We start from the raw sequence: 23,089 nt of genomic DNA, 5'->3' as shown, positions 1-23,089 counted from the left end.
TCAGTCCTCGACCACCCAGGTGTCTTTGGTGCCGCCGCCCTGGGACGAGTTGACCACCAGCGAACCTTCACGCAGCGCCACACGGGTCAAGCCGCCGGGCACCACGCGGGTTTCCTTGCCGGATAACACGAAGGGACGCAGGTCGATATGGCGCGGTGCGATACCGTTTTCGACAAAGGTCGGGCACGTGGATAAACACAGCGTTGGTTGGGCGATATAGGCGTGGGGCTTGGCTTTGATGCGGGCGCGAAAGGCTTCGATTTCCGCCGCGGTAGACGCCGGGCCGACCAGCATGCCGTAGCCGCCGGAGCCTTGGGTTTCCTTCACCACCAAGTCCGGCAGGTTGGCCAGCACGTGGGATAGTTCGTCAGGCTTACGACACTGGTACGTCGGAACATTCTTCAGGATGGGTTCTTCATCCAGATAAAAACGGATCATCTCGGTGACGAAGGGGTACACCGACTTGTCATCCGCCACCCCCGTGCCGATGGCATTGGCCAGTACCACGTTACCCGAACGATAGGCGGCGAGCAGGCCGGGCACACCCAGCATGGACTCGGGGTTGAACGCCAACGGGTCGAGGAATGCGTCGTCGAGGCGGCGGTAGATCACATCCACCGCCTTGGGGCCGTCGGTGGTGCGCATGAACACGCGGTCATCGCGCACAAACAGGTCGGCCCCCTCCACCAGTTCCACGCCCATCTCGCGGGCCAGGAACGCATGTTCGAAGAATGCGCTGTTGAAACGCCCTGGCGTCAGCACCACCACGCTCGGGTTATCCAGCGGGCTTGAGCTTTTGAGGGTATCGAGCAGCAGGTTCGGATAATGATCGATCGGAGCAATGCGCTGGGCCGCGAACAGTTCGGGGAACAGGCGCATCATCATCTTGCGATCTTCGAGCATGTAGCTGACACCGCTCGGGGTACGCAGGTTGTCTTCCAACACGTAGTAAGTACCGTCGCCATCGCGTACGAGGTCGACGCCGGAGATGTGGGAATACAGATCGCGGTGCAGGTTCAGCCCCTGCATCGCCAGTTGGTATTGCTCGTTGGCCAATACCTGTTCAGCGGGAATGATCCCGGCCTTGATGATGCGTTGGTCGTGATACAGATCGGCGAGGAACATGTTCAGCGCCTTGACCCGCTGGATGCAGCCGCGCTCGACCGTGCGCCACTCGCTTGCCGGTATGCTGCGCGGGATTGTATCGAAGGGAATCAGGCGTTCGGTGCCCTGCTCGTCCCCATACAGGGTGAACGTGATCCCGGCGCGGTGAAACAGCAAATCGGCCTCACGCCGGCGCTGGGCCAACAGCTCGGCGGGTGTTTCAGCCAACCAGCGGGCGAATTCGCGGTAATGGGGACGGACCTGCCCTGCCCCATCGTACATCTCGTCGTAATAAGTGCGGATCATGCCGTACTCCTTGTCCCCCGGACGCAAGAACCTTCGCAAGGCCCGTGCCATCGGCATAAACACTTATAAATCAGTGAGTTGGATAAGCAGCGGAATCTAACCGCACCGTCCTGGTGCGCAGAATGCCCGCCGCCTTGCGTCACGCTTCATCCCAATGCGGGCTTTGGCTATCAACAGCATAGCCAGAGTTGATTTCATTGCCCGGCTGCCCCCAGGGATAATCGCCCCATCTGCTGAACTGCCTTCAGCGCTCCGCTCTTCCCTTTAGGCCACCCTTGTCGGGTGGCTTTTTTTTGAAGCTGAGAAAGTACCGCGCAAGTTCCACACATTTTCAGACGGCACAAACAAAATCGGCCGACCCGAAGGTCAGCCGATACGCTGAGACTCTATGCAGCTACATGGGTAATCCACGCACCTCCTGCTTCACGCCCCATCCCTCGATGATCCCGCCCAGCGGCTCGACCACCGCTTCAAAGTCTTGTTCGAAGTCTCCTATGCCGTCGTAGGTTGCGGACATGATTTTGCTCAGTTCCAAGTACCACGCGCCATCGTCGCGCGCGCTGACCTGGGCATTCAGCGATTCCCCACGAAATCGACCCGCAGCCCGGCGCGCCCGTTCCTCATCCGGGAAAATGGCGTAGAACTCGATGGGGTGAAAACGCGAGAAGTCAAAGCCGCCTTCTTTCATGCGGCGCAGAACATGGGTGCTGATATCTTCTTGATAGGCTGTGCTCATGAAACGTCCTCCTCAAACCGATGGATAGACTTTCCGTGCTTCCCGAAGCCTGCGCCCTACTGGCGCAGGTACTACGGCAATAACAACACCGCTGGAAAACAAGCATGTAGCTGACAAGACCAGACCTTAGCGATTCATTCGCTGATCTCGTTTGCAGAGTAGCGCGAAGCTATCACCTCTACCAGAGGGGGTTGAATGAGTTACAGGGATTGTTCAGGCAGCCGGAGAGATGTCGAGGATCTGGATGCTGTTCTGGTCTTTGAGGATCTTGACCGTAGGCTCAGGCTGGCGTCCTTCAAGGTCATTGAGGTCGAGCTCGGCGGCTACCGGCACCAGCTTGCTGCGAATCATGTGCGCCGCCTCTTCGAGGCTGGGCTTTTGCGTGCAATCGAACTGCTCTACGGACTTCACGCCGTGGTCATCAACAAAGGTAATCTGCCACTTTTGCATCGGTGCTTCCTCGATAAAACCCAAGTGTGGGCTCACATCCATCTGGACCTTGAGGGCTTGGCAAATGTTCCACTCAAGGTCGCAGGCACCTGATCGGCTGTGCTTATTTTTCAGCGTGTTCTTTCAAGGCTTTCAAGGTCTTGAACGGGGCGTCCACCACGAACTTGTTGGCCAGCCACGACGGCACGCTGCCGCCAGGCTCGGTGTGCACCTGGTAGGTCACTTCGGTCTGGTTGTCACCTTTGGGAACGAGCTTCCAGAAGCCATCGACCTGGGCGACTCGAACGTAGCCTTTTTCTTCAGGCTTGTAGGTTGGCACACCTTCCAGTTTACGTGTCAGCGTGCCGTCGGCCGCCTTGGTCGTCGTGATATGCAGGTAGGAATCGCGGTCAGTCACCGGGAACGGGGCCTTGAATTGGGTGTAGGTCCAGCTTTCGTCACCTTTCTTATCGACCAGCTTCTGCGATTTGCACTCATGGATCCATGAGCAGGCGCCCGCCACGTCTTCTTGCAGAGCCTGGATCTTGGCGACTGGGGCCTTGATCACGGTGACACCGCGATAAGCCTTGTACTTGGAGCCGGCAATTTCGCTCAAGGACACTTTGATACCGTCTTCGTCCTTGGCAACCTGCCAGTCTTCCGCCTGGGCAGTGGCAGCGAACAACACTGTAAAACCGCACAACACAGCCATTCGTTTCAGTGAACCCATTGTTGTATTCCTTATTGTTGAAGTTCCAATAGTAAAGCCCATCAAGCCGCCGTCATCTGCTCCCACCAGCCAATCAGCCGGATCGCATCGGCCTGGTCGTTGCCGCAGACTTCGATATCCGCCTTGAAATCACTGCACACCGCCGGGCGCTCCGGGCGGCCGAACAGCAGGCATAGCTGTTCGACCGACAAGTGCACACAGCGTTCTCCCGCAGGTTTGCCGTTGGGCATTCCCGGCAGCGGTGAACTGATGGAGGGGGCGATGCAGCAAGCGCCACAGCCTTCACGGCATTTCATGACCAACAGGTCCTCGACGGCTCAATAGGGATGGCCGGGCTAGATTACGCCCTAAAACAGCCGTTTTAAAATGGTCCAACAGGGGTTTTTCGCGCAAAACAAAAGTGACTGACCAGTCTGCGACAGATGGTCGAGGGCAAGCGTCACGTGCGAGGGAAAAGTTTACTGCTTGAATTCGAAATCCAGCGCTGCGCCTTCCACTTCACGCCGCTCTTCATTGCGCAATTGCAGCTTCATCTCGTTGCTGAGCAAGCGGCCGTTGATCTGGAACGCGCTGTTATCGGTTGGCTTTTCGCCAAACATCGGTGGCAACAATGGCACGCTCTTGGGCTTGGGCATGGTGCCGATCGGCTGCAAGTGCCGCACCATGTCCGCAGGCAAAGACAGGTCCAACTGTGCCGGTGGCAACTTGGTCTGGGCCACTTCGTGGGCCGACTTGGATTTGCTGGCGATCGGTGCACGCTTCTTTACTGGCGCGGCTTTCTTTTTAACGGGGGTCGCTTTTTTCGCTGGCGTCTTCTGTTGAGTCTGGGCGGCGGGCTTGGTTTCAGTCACGGGCGACGCGGCCAGCACGGCGCCGACGTTACACAGGATCAACAAGCCAATCATCCAGACAGCGCGAAAAATAGAGGTCATATCGCCAACAGCATTAACGGCAGAAAGCCATATGCTCGCTTGTTGTGCATTGCATGACAAGCGCGGTGATCAGCCATGCAGGCGAACTGTCCCCTTTCTATGCCTCAAAAGCCTGCCGCCGTTTCCTGGCATAACTGGCTGGCAAGCATGCCAAGGGTCATCAGTGCCCGCTCGGCCTCGCGATTCCACGGCGTCCCACAGTTGAGGCGAATACAGTGGTTGAACTGTTCCGTATTACTGAAAATCACCCCAGGTGCAATGCTGATGCCCTGTTGCAAGGCACGCACGTGCAGTTCCTGGGTATTGACCCGCCCCGGCAAACTGACCCACAGGATAAAGCCGCCGGTTGGGCGGGTCATTTGCGTGCCTTCAGGGAAATACTGCTGCACGGCCAGCTGGAACGCGCTGAGATTCTTACGGTATTCCTGGCGGATGTAGCGCAGATGCCGGTCGTAACCACCGTTCTCCAGGTAAGCGGCAACGCCCATCTGGGTGACGCTGCAGGCGGAATGGGTGCTGAACATCTGCAGGCGCTGGATTTCCTGCTGGTACTTGCCGGCGATCATCCAGCCGATGCGCACACCGGGCGATAATGTCTTGGAAAAACTTGAGCAGTAGATCACTCGATCCAGGCGGTCATAGGCTTTGAGGGCCTTGGTGCGACCGACCTCGAACATCAGTTCGCCGTAGATATCGTCTTCGACAATCTGGATATCGAAATCCGAGGCCAGGCGCAGTAACTGCTTCTGCCGCTCTTCCGGCATGGTCGCGCCCAAGGGGTTGCTCAGGCGGGTGGTCAATACCAGGGCCTTGATCGACCATTGGTTCGCCGCCAGTTGCAGGGCTTCCAGGCTCATGCCGGTGGCGGGGTCGCTGGGGATCTCGATGACCTTGAGGCCCAGCAGATCGGCCAGTTGCAGCAACCCATAATAAGTGGGCGATTCAGCCGCGATCAGGTCGCCGGGCCGCGTGAGCACACGCAATGACATCTGCAAGGCATCCACACAGCCGTGGGTGATCACCACTTCGGAGGGGTCCACCACGACGCCGGCGTCGCGCATGCGAATCGCCACCTGGCGGCGCAGCGGTTCGAAACCGGGGCTGAACATGTAGCTGAACGCCCGCGGGCTCTGGAAGCGCGTGACCTTGGCCAACTGCTGGTGCAGTGCGCGTACCGGCAGGTAGTCGACGCTCGGCACCGCAGCGCCCAACGGGAATACACCTTCGCGGCGCGACTCGACCAATACCTGCTGAATGATGCTGCTGCGGGTGACCAACCCTGGGCGCTCGACCCGTGCGATGTCCGGCGTGGGCGCCGTCAGCGCAGGTGTCTGGTGCACGTAGTAGCCCGACTGTGGCCGCGCGCGGATCAGCCCCTGATCTTCCAGGTTGGCGTAAGCCTGCAACACGGTGGCATGGCTGACGTTGAGCTGGGAGCTCATCTTGCGCACCGACGGCACGCGCTCTCCCGGTTGATAAACACCGCGCCGGATGTCCTCAGCCAGTTGCTGGGCAATACGTTGGTAAAGCAACAGATTGGTCATGACGCAGCACTCGATTTCACGGGTATTTTATTTTTGTGTGAAACATACCGGCACAGTTTAGAAGTGTACGGGGACAGTTGCCACAATAGTCGAGCGCAGGCGGGAGTGACAGCAAAAACTGTAGGGGTGTGTCGCGTGTAGGAGCGAGCTTGCTCGCTCCTACAGTTTCATTGGAGACGAGTTCTCAGCGAGCGGCGCCCAGTTGGCCCTTTTCGTCCGAAAATACAATTTCCACCCGGCGGTTCAGCGCGCGGCCACGCTCGGAGGCATTGGCTTCCACCGGGTACTGGTCGCCGTAACCCTCGACCTCGATACGGTTGTCATCGATACCCAGGTCAATCAACAGGTCTGCCACCGATTGGGCACGGTCGCGGGACAGTTTCAGGTTCTCCTGCTCGCCCCCGGTGTTGTCGGTGTAGCCCTCGACGCGCACCCGACGCTTGGGGTTCAGTTGCAGGAACTGCACAATTTTCAGCACTGTACGGCTGGCCGAGTTCTGCAGATCAGCTTCGCCGGTATCAAACAGCACATCCCCCAGGGTCATCACCAGGCCCCGGTCCGTCTGGGTGGTGAGGCTGGCGATCTGTGCTTCAACCCACTTGCCCTGCTGCTGCACGCTGGCCAGTTTATTTTCCCGCAGGGCCAATTGCAGGCGCTGGCGTTCCAGTTCGAGCTTGGTGCCGCGCTCGGCGTTGAGACCCTGCTCGGCATGCTCACGGGCGATCGCGCTGTAGCGTTGGCTCAGGTAGGCGTAGTGCACCACGTCGGCACCGCTGCCCCAATAACTGGACAGGCGGTCGGCGCGAGCCAGCGACTCACCGGCACGAATCACGTCTTTAGGCGCGAAACGCAGCACATTGGCGTCTTCCTTGACCTTCTGGAAGTCACTGCCGGCCTGCTGCAACGCCTGCTCGCTGTTAGGCTGGCTGGCACACCCCCCCAAGGCGGCACTGCCCAGCAACAGAGCACAACTCAAACCACGGATGATCGGGCTCATTGGGCTTCTCCCAACTGCAATTGCTTGCGCAGGCGAGTGATGCGGGTGTTGAGCACGTTCAGTTGCTCCTGGCTTTTGCGAGTCAGAATCCGCGCTTCGGCGAGGCGCGCGTCCAGCTCGGCCTGTTCGGCCTGCATGCGCGCATCCTTATAGGATTGGCCAGCCATATCAGCCTTGGCCTTGGCGAACTTGTCTTCAGCCAGTTTCAGGTCAGGTGATTCATCGGTATTGGCACCCACGGCGCTGGCTTGTTCCAAGGCTTGCTGGGTGAGGCGAATCTGTTCATTCGGCGCAGGATCAGCGGCACATCCCGCCAAAGCGACAACGGCGAGGGCCGCGAAAAAAGGTCGAAGAGTCACGGTAAATCCTTACTTTGCTGAGGTGCCGACGGGTTGCTGCAGTTGCGCTTTCCAGCGCTCAAGATTGCGCTGCAGCGCGGTGTGCGCGACGTCGGACGTGGGCAATTCTGTCATCTTTTTGGCCAGCTGTCCGCGCAGCCACGGATCATTGCAGGCCGAGTTGTGGGAAACCGCCAAGTACAATCCGGGCTGGTCGACCGGGGTTTCGCGCGCAACCAGATCGTTGCTCATGCCCAGACTCTGGGCCATGGCCATCCCGGAATAGCGCCCGGCAATGACGTAGTCCACTTCCCCGAGCAGCAATTTCTGGAAGGCCGGCGTCAGGCTGGGCAAGCGTTGCAGGTTCAACTGCTGGCCCGCGAACGTTTCCAGGCCTGCACTCAGGCGGGCACGTTCCGACACCGCGCCTTTATGGCCGTGCAGATCGGCGGCCGTGGTGTAGACCAGGGGCGAGTCCTTGCGGGTCCAGACCAGGTAATCGATCTGCACCAACGCCGGGTGGATATAATCAAGAGTTTCCAACTCACCCAGGTTCAGCGGCGCATCGGCAAGCAGGTCCATGCGCCCGCTGCGCACCTCATCCAGGGCCAGGGAGCGTTTGCCGCCGTAGAGCAGGTCGATTTTCAGGCCAAGGTCCTTGCCGACTTGTTGCAGCACGTCGGCGGTGGCGCCGATCAGATGCGTCGGGTCCTGGGGATCGCGCCACAACAAGGGCGGTGCGTCCGGGCTGCCGGTAATCACCAGGCGCTCACACTTGCCGGCGGCCAGCGCCAGGCTTGGCAGCAGCGTGAGGCCCAGCAGTACCACCCAGGGGCGCAGTTGCATGGCGAAGCTCTCCGAATAGTCAAAAAAAAGCCCGGTCACAAGGACCGGGCTCTTTATAAGTGAAGCCGCTGGATTAGACCAGCTTCTCCAGCTCAGGCACTGCTTCGAACAAGTCCGCCACTAGGCCGTAATCAGCCACCTGGAAGATCGGGGCTTCTTCGTCCTTGTTGATCGCAACGATCACTTTGGAGTCTTTCATACCCGCCAAGTGCTGGATCGCACCGGAGATACCGACGGCGATGTACAGCTGCGGCGCAACGATCTTGCCGGTCTGGCCGACCTGCATGTCGTTGGGTACGAAACCTGCGTCGACAGCAGCGCGGGAAGCGCCGACCGCCGCGCCCAGCTTGTCGGCCAGGGCGTACAGGTGCTTGAAGTTGTCACCGTTCTGCATGCCACGGCCGCCCGAAACGACGATCTTGGCAGCGGTCAGCTCAGGACGGTCCGACTTGGCCAGCTCTTCGCCAACAAAGCCGGAAGTACCGGCGTCGTGGGCAGCGGCAACGGCTTCAATGGCAGCCGAGCCGCCTTCTGCGGCAACCGGGTCGAAACCGGTGGCACGCACGGTGATGACTTTGACCGAGGCGTTGGACTGTACGGTCGCGATAGCGTTACCGGCGTAGATCGGGCGCTTGAACGTGTCAGCGCTTTCTACCGAGATGATCTCGGAGATCTGGTCAACGTCCAGCTGCGCGGCAACGCGTGGCAGGATGTTTTTGCCGTTGGAGGTCGCGGCAGCCAGGATGTGGCTGTAGCCCTTGCCCAGTTCTGCAACCAGCGGAGCAACGTTTTCCGGCAGCTGATGCGCGTAGGCGGCATTGTCAGCGTTCAGGACTTTGCTCACGCCCGCGATTTTCGCGGCGGCTTCAGCTACGGCACCAGCGCCCTGGCCTGCAACCAGTACGTGGATATCACCACCGATTTTCGCAGCGGCAGCCACGGTGTTCAGAGTGGCCGGGGCCAGCACTTTGTTGTCGTGTTCAGCGATTACCAAGATAGTCATGATTAGATTACCTTCGCTTCGTTTTTCAGTTTCTCGACCAGTTCAGCCACCGACTTGACCTTGATGCCCGCGCTGCGTGCAGCCGGTGCTTCGACTTTGACAGTCTTGTTGGTGGAGGCGGTGGAAACGCCCAAAGCATCCGGAGTCAGCGTTTCAAGCGGCTTCTTCTTGGCTTTCATGATGTTTGGCAGCGACGCGTAGCGCGGCTCGTTCAAACGCAGGTCGGTAGTGACGATGGCCGGCAGTTTCAGGGAAACCGTCTGTGCACCGCCGTCGATCTCACGGGTGACCGCTACGCTGTCGCCGCTCACTTCGACTTTGGAGGCGAAGGTGCCCTGGCCGTAACCGGTCAGTGCAGCCAGCATCTGGCCAGTCTGGTTGTTGTCGCTGTCGATGGCCTGTTTGCCAAGGATCACCAGCTGAGGCTGTTCCTTGTCGACAACGGCTTTGAGCAACTTGGCAACGGCCAGGGAAGTCAGCTCTTCAGCGGACTCGACCAGGATGGCGCGGTCGGCGCCCAGTGCCAGGGCAGTACGCAACTGCTCTTGAGCAGTGGTCGGGCCGATGGAAACCACCACGATTTCAGTCGCCACGCCTTTCTCTTTCAGGCGCACGGCTTCTTCCACGGCGATTTCGCAGAAAGGGTTCATCGACATTTTGACGTTAGCGAGGTCGACGCCGGAATTGTCCGCCTTGACGCGAACTTTCACGTTGTAATCGACAACGCGTTTGACAGCTACAAGAACCTTCATGGATTCCTCGTTACTCTCCGGTGAAAAGAAAGTCGCCTAGGCGAACCTGGCGGTTGATGCTCATCGGCACACAAGGGCACCTCCAAAGACGGCAGAGATGGCACGACAATGGGATAGCGATGACCGTTCGTCAGTGGTGACCGGGAGGTCATTCTTTATCGCAGCGTGTAAACTGCGCGCCATCGCTGAGGCACGCTTCACCTTTCCTGCCTTTGGACGTGCTCTTGAAACCTGCAGTCTGCCTACGGTAAGCGCAAAACCGACCGTATATTGACCGGAACGCCTATTCTGGTCAATACGCCAAAGTAGCCTGTCATAAGCCGCGTTGCTTTGATTTACCTAGCTTCCAAGCAATTCAAACAAACGTTTGTATTGGACGCTGACAGTGGTCTATATATAATGCGCCACCTAGAGAGCAAGGTGGGTCAGGCCTAGGCGCCAGACGTCACCGAAACCTCCACCCATTAGAAAAAAAAGCCTGTTGAGCCTTGAGTAGGAGATAGCCTGTGGAACGCGAATACATGGAATTCGACGTGGTCATCGTCGGCGCCGGCCCGGCGGGCCTGTCTGCCGCCTGCCGACTGAAGCAGAAGGCCACCGAAGCCGGTAAAGAAATCAGCGTCTGCGTGGTCGAGAAAGGCTCCGAAGTCGGCGCCCACATCCTCTCCGGTGCCGTGTTCGAACCACGTGCCCTGAACGAACTGTTCCCGGACTGGAAGGAACTCGGTGCCCCGCTCAACACCCCCGTGGTGCGCGATGACATCTATGTACTGCGCAGCCCCGAAACCTCCACCAAGGTGCCCGACTTCTTTGTGCCCAAGACCATGCACAACGAAGGCAACTACATCATCTCCCTGGGCAACCTGTGCCGCTGGCTGGCCCAGCAGGCCGAGAACCTGGGCGTTGAAGTCTACCCAGGCTTCGCCGCCCAGGAAGCGCTGTTCGACGAAAATGGCGTGGTCCGCGGGATCATCACCGGCGACCTCGGCGTCGACCGCGAAGGCCATCCGAAAGAAGGCGTCTACACCCCAGGCATGGAACTGCGCGGCAAGTACACGCTGTTCGCCGAGGGTTGCCGTGGCCACATCGGCAAGCAACTGATCAAGCGCTTCAACCTGGACAGCGATGCCGACGCGCAGCACTACGGCATCGGCCTGAAGGAAATCTGGGAAATCGACCCAGCCAAGCATCAACCTGGCCTGGTGGTGCACACCGCCGGTTGGCCGCTGGACATCATGAGCGCCGAAAACACTGGCGGCTCGTTCCTCTATCACCTGGAGAACAACCAGGTGGTTGTCGGCCTTATTGTCGACCTGTCCTACAGCAACACCTTCCTGTCGCCCTTCGATGAATTCCAGCGCCTCAAGCACCACCCGGTGCTGGCCCAGTACCTCGAAGGCGGCAAGCGCATCAGCTACGGCGCCCGTGCCATCTGCAAAGGCGGCCTGAACTCGCTGCCGAAGATGGTCTTCAAAGGTGGCGCGCTGATCGGTTGCGACCTCGGCACCCTGAACTTCGCCAAGATCAAAGGCAGCCACACCGCGATGAAGTCCGGCATGCTCGCCGCCGACGCCGTGGCCGACCGTCTGTTCGCCGAATCCGAAGGCGGCGATGAACTGACCGCTTACGTCGACAGCTTCAAGTCCAGCTGGCTCTACGAAGAATTGTTCGCCAGCCGCAACTTCGGCCCGGCGATGCACAAGTTCGGCCCGATCCTCGGTGCCGGCTTCAACTGGTTCGACCAGAATATCCTCGGCGGCAAAATGCCGTTCACCCTGCACGACACCAAGCCGGACTACGCCTGCCTGAAGCTCGCCAAGGACAGCAAGAAGATCGACTACCCGAAACCCGACGGCAAACTGAGCTTCGACAAGCTGAGCTCGGTGTTCATCTCCGGTACCAACCACGAAGAAGAGCAACCGTGCCACTTGAAGCTCAAGGACCCGAGCATCCCGATCGGCACCAACCTGCCGCTCTACGATGAACCGGCGCAACGCTACTGCCCGGCGGGCGTGTATGAAGTGATCACCCAGGAAGACGGCGAGAAGCGCTTCCAGATCAACGCCCAGAACTGCGTGCACTGCAAGACCTGTGACATCAAGGACCCTTCGCAGAACATCACGTGGGTCACGCCGGAAGGCGCGGGTGGGCCGACTTACCCGAATATGTAAGCCAGCCGTATAAAAAAGCCAACGCCCTTCGGCGTTGGCTTTTTTGTATCAGCGCAACAAATACACCGGAAAACATTCACACAAATGCATCACCCGGCGCCGAGTCTTATCCAGCAGCGCCGCGTTATTGGGCTGCTCCAGCAAGTCAGCGATAAGGTTCGCCGCTTCGGCGCACTCCGCTTCGCCAAAACCACGAGTGGTCAGCGCCGGCGTGCCGATGCGAATGCCGCTGGTGACCGCCGGTTTCTGCGGGTCATCAGGGATCGCATTCTTGTTCAGTGTGATGTGGGCGCTCTCCAGCAACGCCTCGGCATCTTTGCCGGTGATGTTCATCGAGCGCAGATCGAGCAGGAACATATGGCAATCGGTGCCACCGGACACCACGCGCAAACCACGGCGCGTGAGAATGCCGGCCATGGTGCGGGCGTTGTCGATCACCCGTTGCTGGTAGTGCCTGAACCCATCGCTTAACGCCTCATTGAACGCCACGGCTTTGGCGGCGATGACATGCATCAGCGGCCCGCCCTGATAAACGGGAAAAATGGTCTTGTCGAGCAGCGCCGCGTATTGCGCCTTTGCCAGGATCAAGCCGCCGCGCGGACCACGCAAGGTCTTGTGGGTGGTGGAGGTGATGAAATCGGCGATACCGACGGGCGATGGGTACACCCCTGCCGCGATCAACCCGGCGTAGTGCGCCATATCCACCATCAAGTAGGCGCCGACTTCGTCGCAGATCTTGCGAAAACGCTGGAAATCGATGGTTCGCGAATAGGCAGAAGCCCCGGCGATGATCAACTTCGGTTTGTGTTCTCGGGCCAGCGCTTCCATCTCGGCGTAGTCGAGAGTCTCGGTTTCACGCTCCAGGCCGTAGGAAAACGCCCGGTAGAACTTGCCCGAAAAATTCACCGAGGCGCCGTGCGTCAAGTGACCGCCATGGGCCAGGGACATCCCCAGGATAGCGTCGCCCGGTTCAAGCACCGCCAGAAACACGGCCTGGTTCGCCTGGGACCCGGAGTGCGGCTGGACGTTGACGTACTCGCAATTGAACAGTTTGCGGGCGCGCTCTATGGCCAGGTTTTCGATCTCGTCGACAACGCCGCACCCGCCGTAATAGCGCCTGCCCGGATAGCCCTCGGCATACTTGTTGGTGAGCACCGAGCCCTGGGCCTGGAGCACTTCGTCGCTGACGTAGTTTTCTGACGCAATCAGTTCCAGGTGGGTTTCCTGACGGTTGCGCTCACGCTCGATCAAGCGGGCTACGGCGGGGTCAAAATTTTGCAGGCTCATGCTGTGATTCCTCAGGTGAACTCGTCGGCCAGTGCCGCAGGCACGGAATGCGACTGCACCCGTGACAGGTTTCTGGCCGAGTCGGATAGAAAAATGGAAGTGTCTTTCAAGCCGCTGCCGGTGATCAGGATCACGGCAGTTTGCGCAGTGCCGGGATTCTCCTCGGCATATTTGAGCAACCCGGCGAACGCGCTGGCGGCGCCCGCTTCGGGAAACACCCCGGTACTGGCGGCTAGCCGGGAAGCGGCGGCAACAATGCTCGGGTCACTGACGCAAATGAACTCACCCTCGCTGGCGGTTACCGCACGCAGGGCTTTGAGACGGTCGCGCGGCAGGGCTACGTTGATGCTGCTGGCCAGGCTGGTGGGGGGAATGCGTTCTACCTGCTGCATGGGCTGGCCACTGCGCCAGGCGCGGTACATGAAATTACTGTGCTCGGCCTGCACGCCGATCAGGCGTGGAATACGCTCAATCCAGCCCAACTGCAGCAAGTCGAAAAAACCCTTGTAGACCGAGCCGAGAATGCAGCCATTACCCACCGGCACGAACACCAGGTCCGGGACTTGCCAGTTGAGCTGTTCGCACAGCTCGAACGCTACGGTTTTCTTGCCTTCGCTCATGTACGAATTGATTCCGGTGGTGCGGTTGTACCAGCCGTGGGTTTCGCAGGCGTCAAGGCATTGCTCGAAGGCTTCGTCGTATTGGCCGTCCACCAGCACAATCTCGGCGCCGTAGCCTTGCATCTGCGCGAGCTTTTCCCGGGGTGCAGTCTTGGGCAGGTAAATCACATTGCGCAGGCCCAGGCTGGCGCTCATTCCGGCCAGGGCCGAAGCGGCGTTGCCGGTGCTTGCCACCGCGATGGTGCGTGCGCCGGATTGCATGGCGTGGGCCACAGCCAGGGCACTGGCGCGATCCTTCAGCGACCCGGTGGGCTGGCGGGATTCATCCTTGATAAAGACTTTGATTCGCGACCCCTTGCCGAGAAGTTCCGGGCGCGAATACAGCGGCGTGTTCCCCACCAGTAACGGCGGAATGAATTGCGTCGAACTCAACGGCATCAACCGGTCATAGCGCCACATGCCACGGGCATGATCGTGGGCCAGACGGCCCCTGGACCATTCGCGTTTGAGCGTCGGGTAGTCGTAAAGCGCATCGAGCGCCCCTTCAGTCTTGCAATGAGGGCAGTAATAGCTGACCTCATGCGGCTGGTAGCTGCGATCACACACCAGGCACTGCAACACATACTCTCTACACGAATGATTCATAGCCCCCTCCTGAAAGTATGACGTGCGGGTGGTTCCCGCCGAAGCCGGCCCCTTTGGGCCGGCGGGCACTTCACGGACGCAAGGTGTTTCAGACCACCATGATCGCGTCGATGGCAACCAGGGTGTTGCGTGCCAGGGCACTGGCGCCGGCAGTCGTACGGGCTGGATACGGTTTGGTGAAGTACTCCTCCATCACCCGGTTGAGCGTGGGAAATTCGCTCAGGTCAGTGATGAACGCCGTGACCTTGACCACATTCGCCAAGGTGCCACCCGCCGCTTCGGCCATTTGCTGCAAGTTGTCCAGGGTCTGGCGCAACTGGCCTTCGAAGTCCTTGGCCAGCACCTCATTGCTCAACGCCGAGACCGGGGTCTGCGCCGAGAGGTAAATGGTTTGCCCGTGGCTGACCTTGATACCCTGGGAATACGTCCCCAGTGGCAGCGGCGCCTTGTCAGTGAAAATCACGTTGTCTTCGCCCAGGAAAGGCTTGGCGACAGGCTGGAGCTGAGCATTTGTCTGCATGGTGACGTTCCTTGTTAAGCGGGTTGGGGTTAGTGCAAATCGGCAACCTGTGTGACGGCCAGGCCTGAAAAATCCTCGTCACGGCAACGGGACGGGGAAAAATGCTGGTAGTTGAGTTTCAGCGCCGCGAGGTCCGCCGGCATGGCGATGCCCAGCGCTGCGTGGCTGCACAACCGGGCAATGGCCGGCGCAGCCTGAATGCCGTAGCCACCCAGCGCGGCCAGCCAGATAAAGCTTTCTTGCTGCGGGTCTTGGCCGAGTACCGGGGAGCGGTCAGCGACAAAAGTGCGCAGGCCCGCCCACTTGTTGATGATCGAGCGTGGACGCAAACGCGTTGTGCTTTGCAGGCGGTCCATCGTGATGGCCAGATCCAGTTCTTCCGGCAACGCATCGCAGGGCAGCGAGGGGCTTTCATCACAGGGCGAAACGATCAGACGCCCGGCTTCGGGCTTGATGAAAATATCTTCGTCAATGGTGCCCAGGTAAGGCGTGTGGTGCACGTCACAGTGCGGGTCAACGGCCAGCACCGTGCGACGCAGCGGCCGCACACCGACCTTTTCCATACCGCAGCGCTCGGCGAGCTCATCGGCCCAGGCGCCGGCGGCGTTGACCACGACGGCCGCTTCCAACCGTTGGCCGTCAGCGGTATGCAGGGCCCAATGACCGTTACGATGTTCGCCGCGCACCACCTCGGCCTCACGCTTGATCACACCGCCGCGAGCTCGAAAGCCACCGAGGTAGGCGCCGTGAATGCCATGCACATCCAGATCGAAAGCGCTGGGTTCGTAGATACCGGCGCTCCAGACGCCTTCGGCCAGGTACGGCGCCAGCTCCAGCACCTGCTTATCGTCAAGGAGCCTGGCGCTCGGCACCTGCTCGAGCACGGCACGCAAACGCGCCGTCAGTGCCTCCACTCGCGTGGCCTGCGCCACGATCAACGCGCCGCGTGGCGACCATAACGGGTGTTCGGCCAGGCCTTCGGGCGGGCTCTCGAAAAAACGCCGGGAAGCACAGGTCAGCGAGCGGATCTGCTGGTTGCCATAGCTTTCCATGGAAATGGCCGCCGAGCGGCCGGTGGTGTGATAGGCCAACTGCTGTTCGCGCTCGAGCAGGCAGACACTGCCATGGGCCGCCAGCTCATACGCCGCAGACACCCCGGCGATGCCACCGCCCACCACAATAAAGTCATAACAGGCGCTCATGGTCGGCTGCCCTCGGCCAATGCGGCAGCTTTGCTTTCCCGGGTGTACGTCAACACGAAGTGCGCCACCAGGCCAAAAATCAGGCCCCAGAACGCTGCGGCCAGACCGAGGAAACTCATGCCCGACGCCGTCACCAAAAAGGTAATCAATGCCGCCTCCCGTTGTTTCTCGTCCGCCATGGCACCGGTGAGCCCGGCACTGATTGCACCGAACAGCGCCAGGCCGGCCAGCGACGCAATCAATTCTTTGGGCAGTGCGGAAAACACGGAGGCCAGGGTCGCGCCAAAGGTCCCCATCAGGATGTAGAACACCCCGCATGCGATCCCCGCGATGTAGCGTTTATCGCGGTTTTCATGGGCTTCGCGGCCGGTGCAGATAGCGGCGGTAATCGCAGCGAGGTTGAAGCCGTGGGAGCCGAACGGTGCCATCAGGACCGAACCGATGGCCGTGACCGAGATGATCGAACGCGCCGGGGTGTTGTAGCCCGAAGTGCGCAACACGGCCATGCCCGGCACGTATTGGCCGGTCAGTGTCACCAGCGCCAGCGGCAGGCCGATGTTGATGATCGCGTGCCAGTTCCACTCCGGCGCAATAAACACCGGATGTGCCACGGCGATGGTGATTGCACCGCTGTTGAGCTCGCCAAACGAGGCGGCTACGGCACACCCGATAATCAACACCGACAGAATGGCGTAGCGCGGCGAAAAGCGTTTGAACATCAAGTAGGCCGCGATCATCGACAGCACCAGCGCCGGCTGCAGCTTGATCGAGGTAAACAGTTCAGCGCCAAAGCGAAACAGAATGCCCGCCAGCATGGCGGCGGCGATCGCTTTGGGCAGTCGACTCATCAGCTTGTCGAACGCGCCGGACAAACCGACGAGCGCAATGATCACCGACGCCACCACGTACGCACCGATAGCCTGCGGCAGGGTCACAGTGGGCAGCATCGACACCAGCAGCGCCGCCCCCGGTGTTGACCATGCCGTAATGACCGGTACCCGCAGGCGCCAGCTCAGGAACAGACCGGTGATGCCGCTACCGATGGAAATCGCCCAGATCCATGAAGACACCACGTCATTGGGCAGGTGCGCTTCCTTGGCCGCCTGAAACACGATGATCAAGGGGCCGGCATACGAAATGATCACGGCGATGAAGCCCGCGATGACGGCTGACAGGGATAGATCCTTTCTGAGTGTGTCCATGATGTCTCGACTTGGCGCGGCGGAGTCGCGCAGTGATCAGTGGATTGATTGAGTCGATTGATTCGATTCGAGACGAGTGTATTTGAATGAATTGAATTGATTCAATAGGCAGCGAGGTTGTTACGAGATGTTTTTTTGCCGGCGGTCTTGATTTTCGCCCAATAAACATAATAACAAGTTGATTTAATTAGCTATTTTATTAAAAAAAAATATCACCCTTGCTGAATCCCCTGCGACTCAATCACGATATCAATCGACTCAATCCACAAATTAGCTCGATTTATCAGTTGTCTAACCTCCATGTGATATGCTCGGATATTCATCATTTCTACGATGGGCAGTGATCATTCATGTGGGTTCCCCAGCTAAGCGAGTTCAACCAGCCGATGTATTTGTCGATTGCCGATGCGTTGGCGCGCGATATCAATAACGGCGTGTTGAGCGAGGGTGACCGTCTTCCGACCTTGCGGGAGCTGGCCACGACGCTGAATGTCACACCGGGCACCATCAGCCGGGCCTATAGCGAAGCTCATCGGCGTAAGCTGGTGCAGGGGGAAGTGGGGCGCGGCACGTATGTGCTCAATCAAAAACAGCTGGAGCTGCCCGCCAGTAACAGCGCTGCAACACTGAACCTGGGTCAGTCCGAACTGCTCGATCTTTCGATCATCAAGCCCTCCAGCGAAACCCTGGAATACTGGCTGCGCGATGCACTCGTGGGTTTGGCCAAGAGCACCGATTTCGCCCGAGCCCTGGATTACGCGCCAGACGGCGGGCACCCGGCACACCGTGAGGCGGGGGCGCAGTGGCTGCGGCATTCGTTGCCCGACGCACAATGGCAGCAGGTGATCATCACCGCCGGCGCCCAGCACGGCTTGATGGTCGCAATGAGTGCCCTGACCAACGCCGGCGACTTGGTGCTGTGCGAAGAACTCTGCTATCCCGGCATCATTTCCCTGGCCCACGGCCTTGAACGCCGCCTGCGTGGCGTGCCGATGGACGATGAAGGGATCATTCCCGAGGCGTTGCGCGAGCTGTGCCAGCGCGAAAAACCCGCCATGCTGGTGTGCGTGGCGACCTGTCAGAACCCGACGGCGGCGATCATGTCGCAACGACGCCGGGCACAAATCGCGGCGCTGGCGGAGGAGTTCGACTTCATCATTCTCGACGATGACATCTATGGTTTCCTCGCCACCGACCCGTCAATCAAACCCCTGTCGGCGTTTGCCCCGGATCGCTCGGTGTACCTCACCAGCCTGTCGAAGTCAGTGATGCCCGCGCTGCGCATCGGCTATCTCTATAGCCCGCCAAAACTACTTTCACGCCTCACGTCGATGGTGCGCAGCAGCGTATGGATGCCATCGCCGCTGACCGCGCAACTGGCCAGCAATGTCATCACCGAAGGCCTGGACAAAAAACTGATGCGCATCCAGCGCAACGAAGCCGCCGGCAGGCAGGCGATTGCCCAGGAGATCTTCGCCAACTTCGAACTCAAGACCCAGCCGTACTCCTACCATGTCTGGCTGACACTGCCGGAGCCTTGGACCAGCGACGAATTCACCATGCTGGCGCGCGCCAATGGCGTGCTGGTACTCAGTGGTACGCAGTTCCAGGCCGAACGTTCCGGGGTCACGCGCAGCGTGCGACTGGTGCTGATGTCATCCACCAGCCAGGACGAACTGCGCTTTGCCCTGACCAAATTGGCCAGCCTGATCGAGTCCGACCCGCGACGTTATTACTAGGCCGCTCGCTCTTCGCCCGGATTGCGCAAAAAGTAGCGTTTGTATTCCCGGCTGAACTGCGACGTGCTCTGGTACCCCACACTGTGCGCCGCCTGCGCCACGCCCATGCCCTCCACCAACAGTAACTGCTGGGCCTTGAGCAAACGCAGACGCTTCAGATACTGCACCGGCGACAACAAGGTGCAGCGCTTGAAGTGCTCATGAAACGTCGACGCACTCATGTGCGCATAGCCCGCCAGGGTCTCGATATTCAGCGGCTCGGCGTAATGGGCATGCAGGTGATTGAGCGAGGTGGCAATCCGTGAAAACTGCCCCTGCTGTTCCACCAGTGCGCGCAGTACATCGGCCTGCGGCCCGCGCAACGCAGTGAACAATAACTCGCGCACCCGCGCCGGCCCCAGGATCCGGCTTTCCAGCGGATCGTGCAGGCACTCCAGCAGCCGCTCGACACATCCGCGCATGGCATCATCCAACACCACCGAACTCATCGACTCCAGCGTCTGCGCCGTCGGCGGCGGCCCGGCCTGAATGCCCATGGCCATGACCAACTCGCCCAGCACGACGCGGTCAATGCCCACCGTCACACCCAGCAGCGGCGCATCCGCAGCCATGGCGAACGTCTCGCACTCGAACGGCACCGGCATCGCCTGGATCAAGTAGTGCCCGGCGCCGTACTCCAACGTGCGCGGCCCAAGGTAGGCGACCTTGCTGCCTTGGGCGACGAACATCAGGCTCGGTTCATAGATCTGCGGCCCACGCGCCACATCACAACTGGCGCGCAGAAGCTGCACGCCAGGCAAATGAGTGGGCGAAAAACCGTCGCGGGGCGCCAGCCCCTCAATCAAGGCAACCAACGTCGCGTTGGCATCGAGATGGCGAGTCAACAACATGGCAAAAAACTTCGTGAACAAGGGATGAGAACATCATCGCAGGTCTGGCGGCCAATGAATCCAAACCGGGGGCACTCCCGGACGAATAGGCATGAGACTCGGAGCATTTGCCATGTTCGCTCCCAGGGTCGGCGCGCAGAATGCGCCACCTCCCTGTTCATTCCTTTTGCGAGGTTCACCATGTACACCGCCATCGGTTATGCCGCCCAGTCGGCCACCACTCCCCTCGCCCCCATGTCGTTCCAGCGCCGCAGCCCGCGCGCCGATGACGTGGCCATCGAGATTCTCTACTGCGGCGTCTGCCACTCCGACATCCACCAGGCCCGCAACGAATGGGGCATCGCCGTGTACCCGCTGATGCCGGGCCACGAGATCGTCGGCAAGGTCACCGCCATCGGCGCCAACGTCACCGCGCATAAAGTCGGCGACCTGGTCGGCGTGGGCTGCATGGTCGACTCGTGCCGCCACTGCGAGGCGTGCAAATCCGACCTGGAGCAATACTGCCTGGAAGGTCCGACCATGACCTATGCCACCCCGGACCGCGTAGACGGCAGCAACACCATGGGCGGCTACTCGGACAGCATCGTGGTCAGCGAGCACTTTGTGGTGAAGATCCCGGCCACGCTCGACCTGGCCAGCGCCGCGCCGATCCTCTGCGCCGGCATCACCACCTACTCGCCGCTCAAGCATTACGGCGTGAAGGCCGGCGATAAAGTCGGCGTGCTCGGCATGGGTGGCCTGGGCCATATGGGCATCAAGTTCGCCAAGGCCATGGGCGCTGAAGTGACCCTGTTTACCCGCTCGGCGAGCAAGGCCGAAGAAGGCCGTCGCCAGGGCGCCGATCACGTGATCGTGTCCACCGATGCCGAGCAGATGAAAGCCGCCGCCGGCAGCTTCGACTTCCTGCTCGACACCATCCCCGTGCAGCACGACCTGAACCCCTACCTCGACGTACTGCGCTTTGACGGCGTGCACATCCTGGTCGGCCTGATCGAGCCGGTGGACCCGCCAGTGAATGCGGCCAAGTTGGTGCTGGGGCGCAAGGTGCTGGCCGGTTCGTTGATCGGCGGCATTGCCGAAACCCAGGAAGTGCTGGATTTCTGCGCAGAGCACAACATCACGTGCGATATCGAAATGCTCGACATCCGCCAGATCAACGAGGCTTACACCCGCATGATCGCCGGTGATGTGAAGTACCGCTTTGTCATCGACATGGCGACCCTGAAAGCCTGATCAGGCTTTCGCGCCCAACTCCGCCGACAGCCGGGCTGCGACCTGTTTGACCACAGGGATCAGCTCGGCCATTTTTTCCAGCGGCATATAGGGCACGGTACTGGCGATGCTGATGCCGGCGACGATTCGCCGGCTGGCGTCGCGCACCGGGGCCGCCACACAACGGATCGACGGTTCGTTGTCTTCCAGATCGAACGCATACCCTCCCACCACATATTCCCGCATGCGCTGCTCGAACTGCGCCCAGGATTGCTCCGGATGTTGCGGCCATGCCTGGCTTTTACCACTGGCCGGCAAGCTGACTTCGTACAGGCGCTGCCACTCTTCTACGCTGTCATCCAACAGCAGCGCCTTGCCGATACCGGTACGCGCCAACGGCATGCGATGGCCGACCCGCGAGCGCATTTCCGGGCCATTGCGGCCGGGGTTCTTATGCAGGTAGAGCACGTCGTCGTATTCACGAATCGCCAGGTGGATGGTGTCTCCGGTCAGGGCCGACAGCTCGTCCAGATACGGCACGGCCAAGGTCACCAACGGCAACTCTTCGCGGGCCTGGAACCCCAGTTCAATCAACTTCGGCCCCAGCAGATAACCGACTTGCGGCACCACGCGCAGGTAACGCTCCTCCACCAGGCAACTGGCCAGGCGGTGGGTGGTACTGCGGGTGGTGCCAATGCGCTTGGCGATTTCCTTCAAGTCGCGCGCACCGGCCGCCACCGCCTGCACCACGCCCAGGCCACGCAGCAGGGTCTGGGTGCCGGTGGGGGCGGCGTCTTTGACGGGGGTGTGGGCGTTTTCCTGCATATCGGGCCTATGTGGTGGTACGAAAACGAGCGGCATTATGGCAAATACCGGGCGTCAATACAGTGCAGATCCAATGTGGGGTCAGCGTTGTTTCAGGCGGTCAATGATCACCGCCAGCAACAGGATCGAACCGCGGATCACGTATTGGTAGAACGTGTCGATGTTTTTCAGGTTCATCGCATTCTCGATGATCGCCAGAATCAACACCCCGGCAATCACATGCCGGATCATGCCGATACCGCCACTCAACGACACCCCGCCCAGCACGCAGGCGGAGATCACCGTCAGCTCGAACCCCTGGCCGATCATCGGTTGGCCCGAGGTCATGCGCGAGGCCAGGATCACCCCGGCCAGGGCGCCGATCAGACCGTGCACGGCAAAGATGATGATCTTGGTACGATCGACGTTCACCCCAGCCAGCAACGCCGCTTCCTGGTTGCCACCGATGGCCATGGTGTTGCGCCCGTAAGTGGTGTAGTTGAGCAGCCAGCCGAAGAACACAAAACACACCACGGTGATGATGATCGGCACCGGCACGCCCATCAATTGGCCGTTGCCGAACACGAAGAAGCCTTCATCCATCACCCCCACCGCCTTGCCGTTGGAGAAGATGTAGGCCAGGCCGCGCACGATCTGCATGGTCGCCAGCGTCGTGATCAACGCGTTGATGCGCAACTTGGCAATGACGATGCCATTGATCAGCCCGACGATCAGCCCCATCAACAAGGCCGCGCCGATGCCCAGCATCACGCTGTCGGTATCGCGCATGACGATGGCCGCGACCACTCCGGCGCAGGCGATCACTGAACCCACCGACAAGTCGAAGTGCCCCGACGCCAGGCAGAACAGCATGGTGCACGCCGCAATGCCCACGGTGGAAATCGCCAGGCCCAGGCCACGCATATTCAGGGGCGAGAGGAAGTTGTCGATAAACAGCGCACTGAGCACAAAGATGCCCAGCGCCGCCAACAGCATCACCCAGTCATCGAGGAACTTGCGCTGGTTGAAGCCCGGCCAGAAGCCTTTTGCAGTTTTTACTTCGGACATCATTCACCTCGC

General features: G+C 60.2%; 23 protein-coding genes. 3 read left to right on the top strand and 20 right to left on the bottom strand.

Annotated features, from left to right (window positions below):
• From MJP36_RS09585 to MJP36_RS09530, 12 genes are all read right to left on the bottom strand, one after another.
• Window positions 1–1,410, bottom strand: a complete 1,410-nt coding sequence (locus MJP36_RS09585) for a circularly permuted type 2 ATP-grasp protein (RefSeq protein ID WP_060756265.1) — start codon at window positions 1,408–1,410, stop codon at window positions 1–3.
• Between the two features lie 394 nt (window positions 1,411–1,804).
• Window positions 1,805–2,146 (bottom strand): ribonuclease E inhibitor RraB, encoded by a 342-nt coding sequence (locus MJP36_RS09580; RefSeq protein WP_060756266.1) that lies wholly within the window; start codon window positions 2,144–2,146, stop codon window positions 1,805–1,807.
• 213 nt (window positions 2,147–2,359) lie between these two features.
• Window positions 2,360–2,596 carry a hypothetical protein gene (locus MJP36_RS09575; protein ID WP_060756338.1) on the bottom strand — a complete coding sequence of 79 codons (237 nt, stop codon included), beginning with the start codon at window positions 2,594–2,596 and terminating at the stop codon, window positions 2,360–2,362.
• A 103-nt stretch (window positions 2,597–2,699) separates the two neighbouring features.
• Window positions 2,700–3,305: an START domain-containing protein gene (locus MJP36_RS09570; protein WP_060756267.1), complete on the bottom strand. Its 606-nt coding sequence runs from the start codon at window positions 3,303–3,305 to the stop codon at window positions 2,700–2,702.
• Between the two features lie 41 nt (window positions 3,306–3,346).
• Window positions 3,347–3,601, bottom strand: coding sequence for a YkgJ family cysteine cluster protein (locus MJP36_RS09565; RefSeq protein ID WP_060756268.1), 255 nt, complete (start codon window positions 3,599–3,601; stop codon window positions 3,347–3,349).
• Window positions 3,602–3,763: 162 nt separating this feature from the next.
• A complete protein-coding gene (locus MJP36_RS09560; protein WP_244385233.1) occupies window positions 3,764–4,237 on the bottom strand; it encodes a translation initiation factor 2 in 474 nt (157 codons plus the stop codon).
• Window positions 4,238–4,341: 104 nt separating this feature from the next.
• The gene (locus MJP36_RS09555) at window positions 4,342–5,781 is read right to left on the bottom strand and encodes an aminotransferase-like domain-containing protein (protein ID WP_060756270.1); all 1,440 of its coding nucleotides are present in this window, start codon (window positions 5,779–5,781) and stop codon (window positions 4,342–4,344) included.
• Window positions 5,782–5,965: 184 nt separating this feature from the next.
• Complete coding sequence (locus tag MJP36_RS09550) at window positions 5,966–6,778, bottom strand: OmpA family protein (RefSeq protein ID WP_244385232.1); 813 nt, start codon at window positions 6,776–6,778, stop codon at window positions 5,966–5,968.
• Window positions 6,775–7,137 carry a DUF4398 domain-containing protein gene (locus tag MJP36_RS09545; RefSeq protein WP_104994573.1) on the bottom strand — a complete coding sequence of 121 codons (363 nt, stop codon included), beginning with the start codon at window positions 7,135–7,137 and terminating at the stop codon, window positions 6,775–6,777. Before MJP36_RS09545 ends, MJP36_RS09550 begins: the two co-directional genes overlap by 4 nt.
• A gap of 9 nt (window positions 7,138–7,146) precedes the next feature.
• A complete protein-coding gene (locus MJP36_RS09540) occupies window positions 7,147–7,962 on the bottom strand; it encodes a substrate-binding periplasmic protein (RefSeq protein ID WP_104996182.1) in 816 nt (271 codons plus the stop codon).
• 73 nt (window positions 7,963–8,035) lie between these two features.
• A complete protein-coding gene (locus tag MJP36_RS09535) occupies window positions 8,036–8,965 on the bottom strand; it encodes an electron transfer flavoprotein subunit alpha/FixB family protein (protein ID WP_161549541.1) in 930 nt (309 codons plus the stop codon).
• 2 nt (window positions 8,966–8,967) lie between these two features.
• Window positions 8,968–9,717: an electron transfer flavoprotein subunit beta/FixA family protein gene (locus MJP36_RS09530; RefSeq protein WP_014719538.1), complete on the bottom strand. Its 750-nt coding sequence runs from the start codon at window positions 9,715–9,717 to the stop codon at window positions 8,968–8,970.
• 506 nt (window positions 9,718–10,223) lie between these two features.
• On the opposite strand from MJP36_RS09530, the gene MJP36_RS09525 reads away from it, so the two are divergent.
• Window positions 10,224–11,888: an electron transfer flavoprotein-ubiquinone oxidoreductase gene (locus MJP36_RS09525; RefSeq protein WP_060756274.1), complete on the top strand. Its 1,665-nt coding sequence runs from the start codon at window positions 10,224–10,226 to the stop codon at window positions 11,886–11,888.
• A gap of 48 nt (window positions 11,889–11,936) precedes the next feature.
• Here the strand turns inward: MJP36_RS09525 and glyA are convergent, their stop codons facing one another.
• The 5 genes from glyA to MJP36_RS09500 form a co-directional block, all read right to left on the bottom strand.
• Window positions 11,937–13,175 (bottom strand): serine hydroxymethyltransferase, encoded by a 1,239-nt coding sequence (gene glyA / locus MJP36_RS09520; protein ID WP_244385231.1) that lies wholly within the window; start codon window positions 13,173–13,175, stop codon window positions 11,937–11,939.
• Window positions 13,176–13,186: 11 nt separating this feature from the next.
• Complete coding sequence (thrC, locus tag MJP36_RS09515; RefSeq protein ID WP_244385230.1) at window positions 13,187–14,440, bottom strand: threonine synthase; 1,254 nt, start codon at window positions 14,438–14,440, stop codon at window positions 13,187–13,189.
• 88 nt (window positions 14,441–14,528) lie between these two features.
• Window positions 14,529–14,960, bottom strand: a complete 432-nt coding sequence (locus MJP36_RS09510; RefSeq protein ID WP_123714259.1) for a Rid family detoxifying hydrolase — start codon at window positions 14,958–14,960, stop codon at window positions 14,529–14,531.
• 29 nt (window positions 14,961–14,989) lie between these two features.
• Window positions 14,990–16,162: an NAD(P)/FAD-dependent oxidoreductase gene (locus tag MJP36_RS09505; RefSeq protein WP_244385229.1), complete on the bottom strand. Its 1,173-nt coding sequence runs from the start codon at window positions 16,160–16,162 to the stop codon at window positions 14,990–14,992.
• The gene (locus tag MJP36_RS09500) at window positions 16,159–17,364 is read right to left on the bottom strand and encodes a benzoate/H(+) symporter BenE family transporter (protein WP_090369137.1); all 1,206 of its coding nucleotides are present in this window, start codon (window positions 17,362–17,364) and stop codon (window positions 16,159–16,161) included. The genes MJP36_RS09505 and MJP36_RS09500 overlap by 4 nt, the downstream gene beginning before the upstream one ends.
• A 350-nt stretch (window positions 17,365–17,714) precedes the next feature.
• Between MJP36_RS09500 and MJP36_RS09495 the strand changes: the two genes are divergently transcribed.
• Window positions 17,715–19,103 (top strand): aminotransferase-like domain-containing protein, encoded by a 1,389-nt coding sequence (locus MJP36_RS09495; protein WP_244385228.1) that lies wholly within the window; start codon window positions 17,715–17,717, stop codon window positions 19,101–19,103.
• On the opposite strand, the gene MJP36_RS09490 is transcribed toward MJP36_RS09495, so the two are convergent.
• On the bottom strand, window positions 19,100–19,993 hold the full coding sequence (locus MJP36_RS09490; protein WP_060756281.1) for an AraC family transcriptional regulator: 894 nt from the start codon (window positions 19,991–19,993) through the stop codon (window positions 19,100–19,102). The genes MJP36_RS09495 and MJP36_RS09490 overlap by 4 nt on opposite strands.
• A 180-nt stretch (window positions 19,994–20,173) precedes the next feature.
• On the opposite strand from MJP36_RS09490, the gene MJP36_RS09485 reads away from it, so the two are divergent.
• On the top strand, window positions 20,174–21,226 hold the full coding sequence (locus MJP36_RS09485) for an NAD(P)-dependent alcohol dehydrogenase (RefSeq protein WP_090369133.1): 1,053 nt from the start codon (window positions 20,174–20,176) through the stop codon (window positions 21,224–21,226).
• Here the strand turns inward: MJP36_RS09485 and MJP36_RS09480 are convergent, their stop codons facing one another.
• On the bottom strand, window positions 21,227–22,030 hold the full coding sequence (locus MJP36_RS09480) for an IclR family transcriptional regulator (RefSeq protein ID WP_060756283.1): 804 nt from the start codon (window positions 22,028–22,030) through the stop codon (window positions 21,227–21,229).
• 81 nt (window positions 22,031–22,111) lie between these two features.
• Window positions 22,112–23,077, bottom strand: a complete 966-nt coding sequence (gene araH / locus MJP36_RS09475) for an L-arabinose ABC transporter permease AraH (RefSeq protein WP_060756340.1) — start codon at window positions 23,075–23,077, stop codon at window positions 22,112–22,114.
• Window positions 23,078–23,089 lie beyond the last annotated feature (12 nt).

Source organism: Pseudomonas palleroniana (genome assembly GCF_022836895.1).
GTDB classification, from domain to species: domain Bacteria; phylum Pseudomonadota; class Gammaproteobacteria; order Pseudomonadales; family Pseudomonadaceae; genus Aquipseudomonas; species Aquipseudomonas palleroniana.
This window is presented reverse-complemented; position numbering and strand designations above follow the sequence as displayed.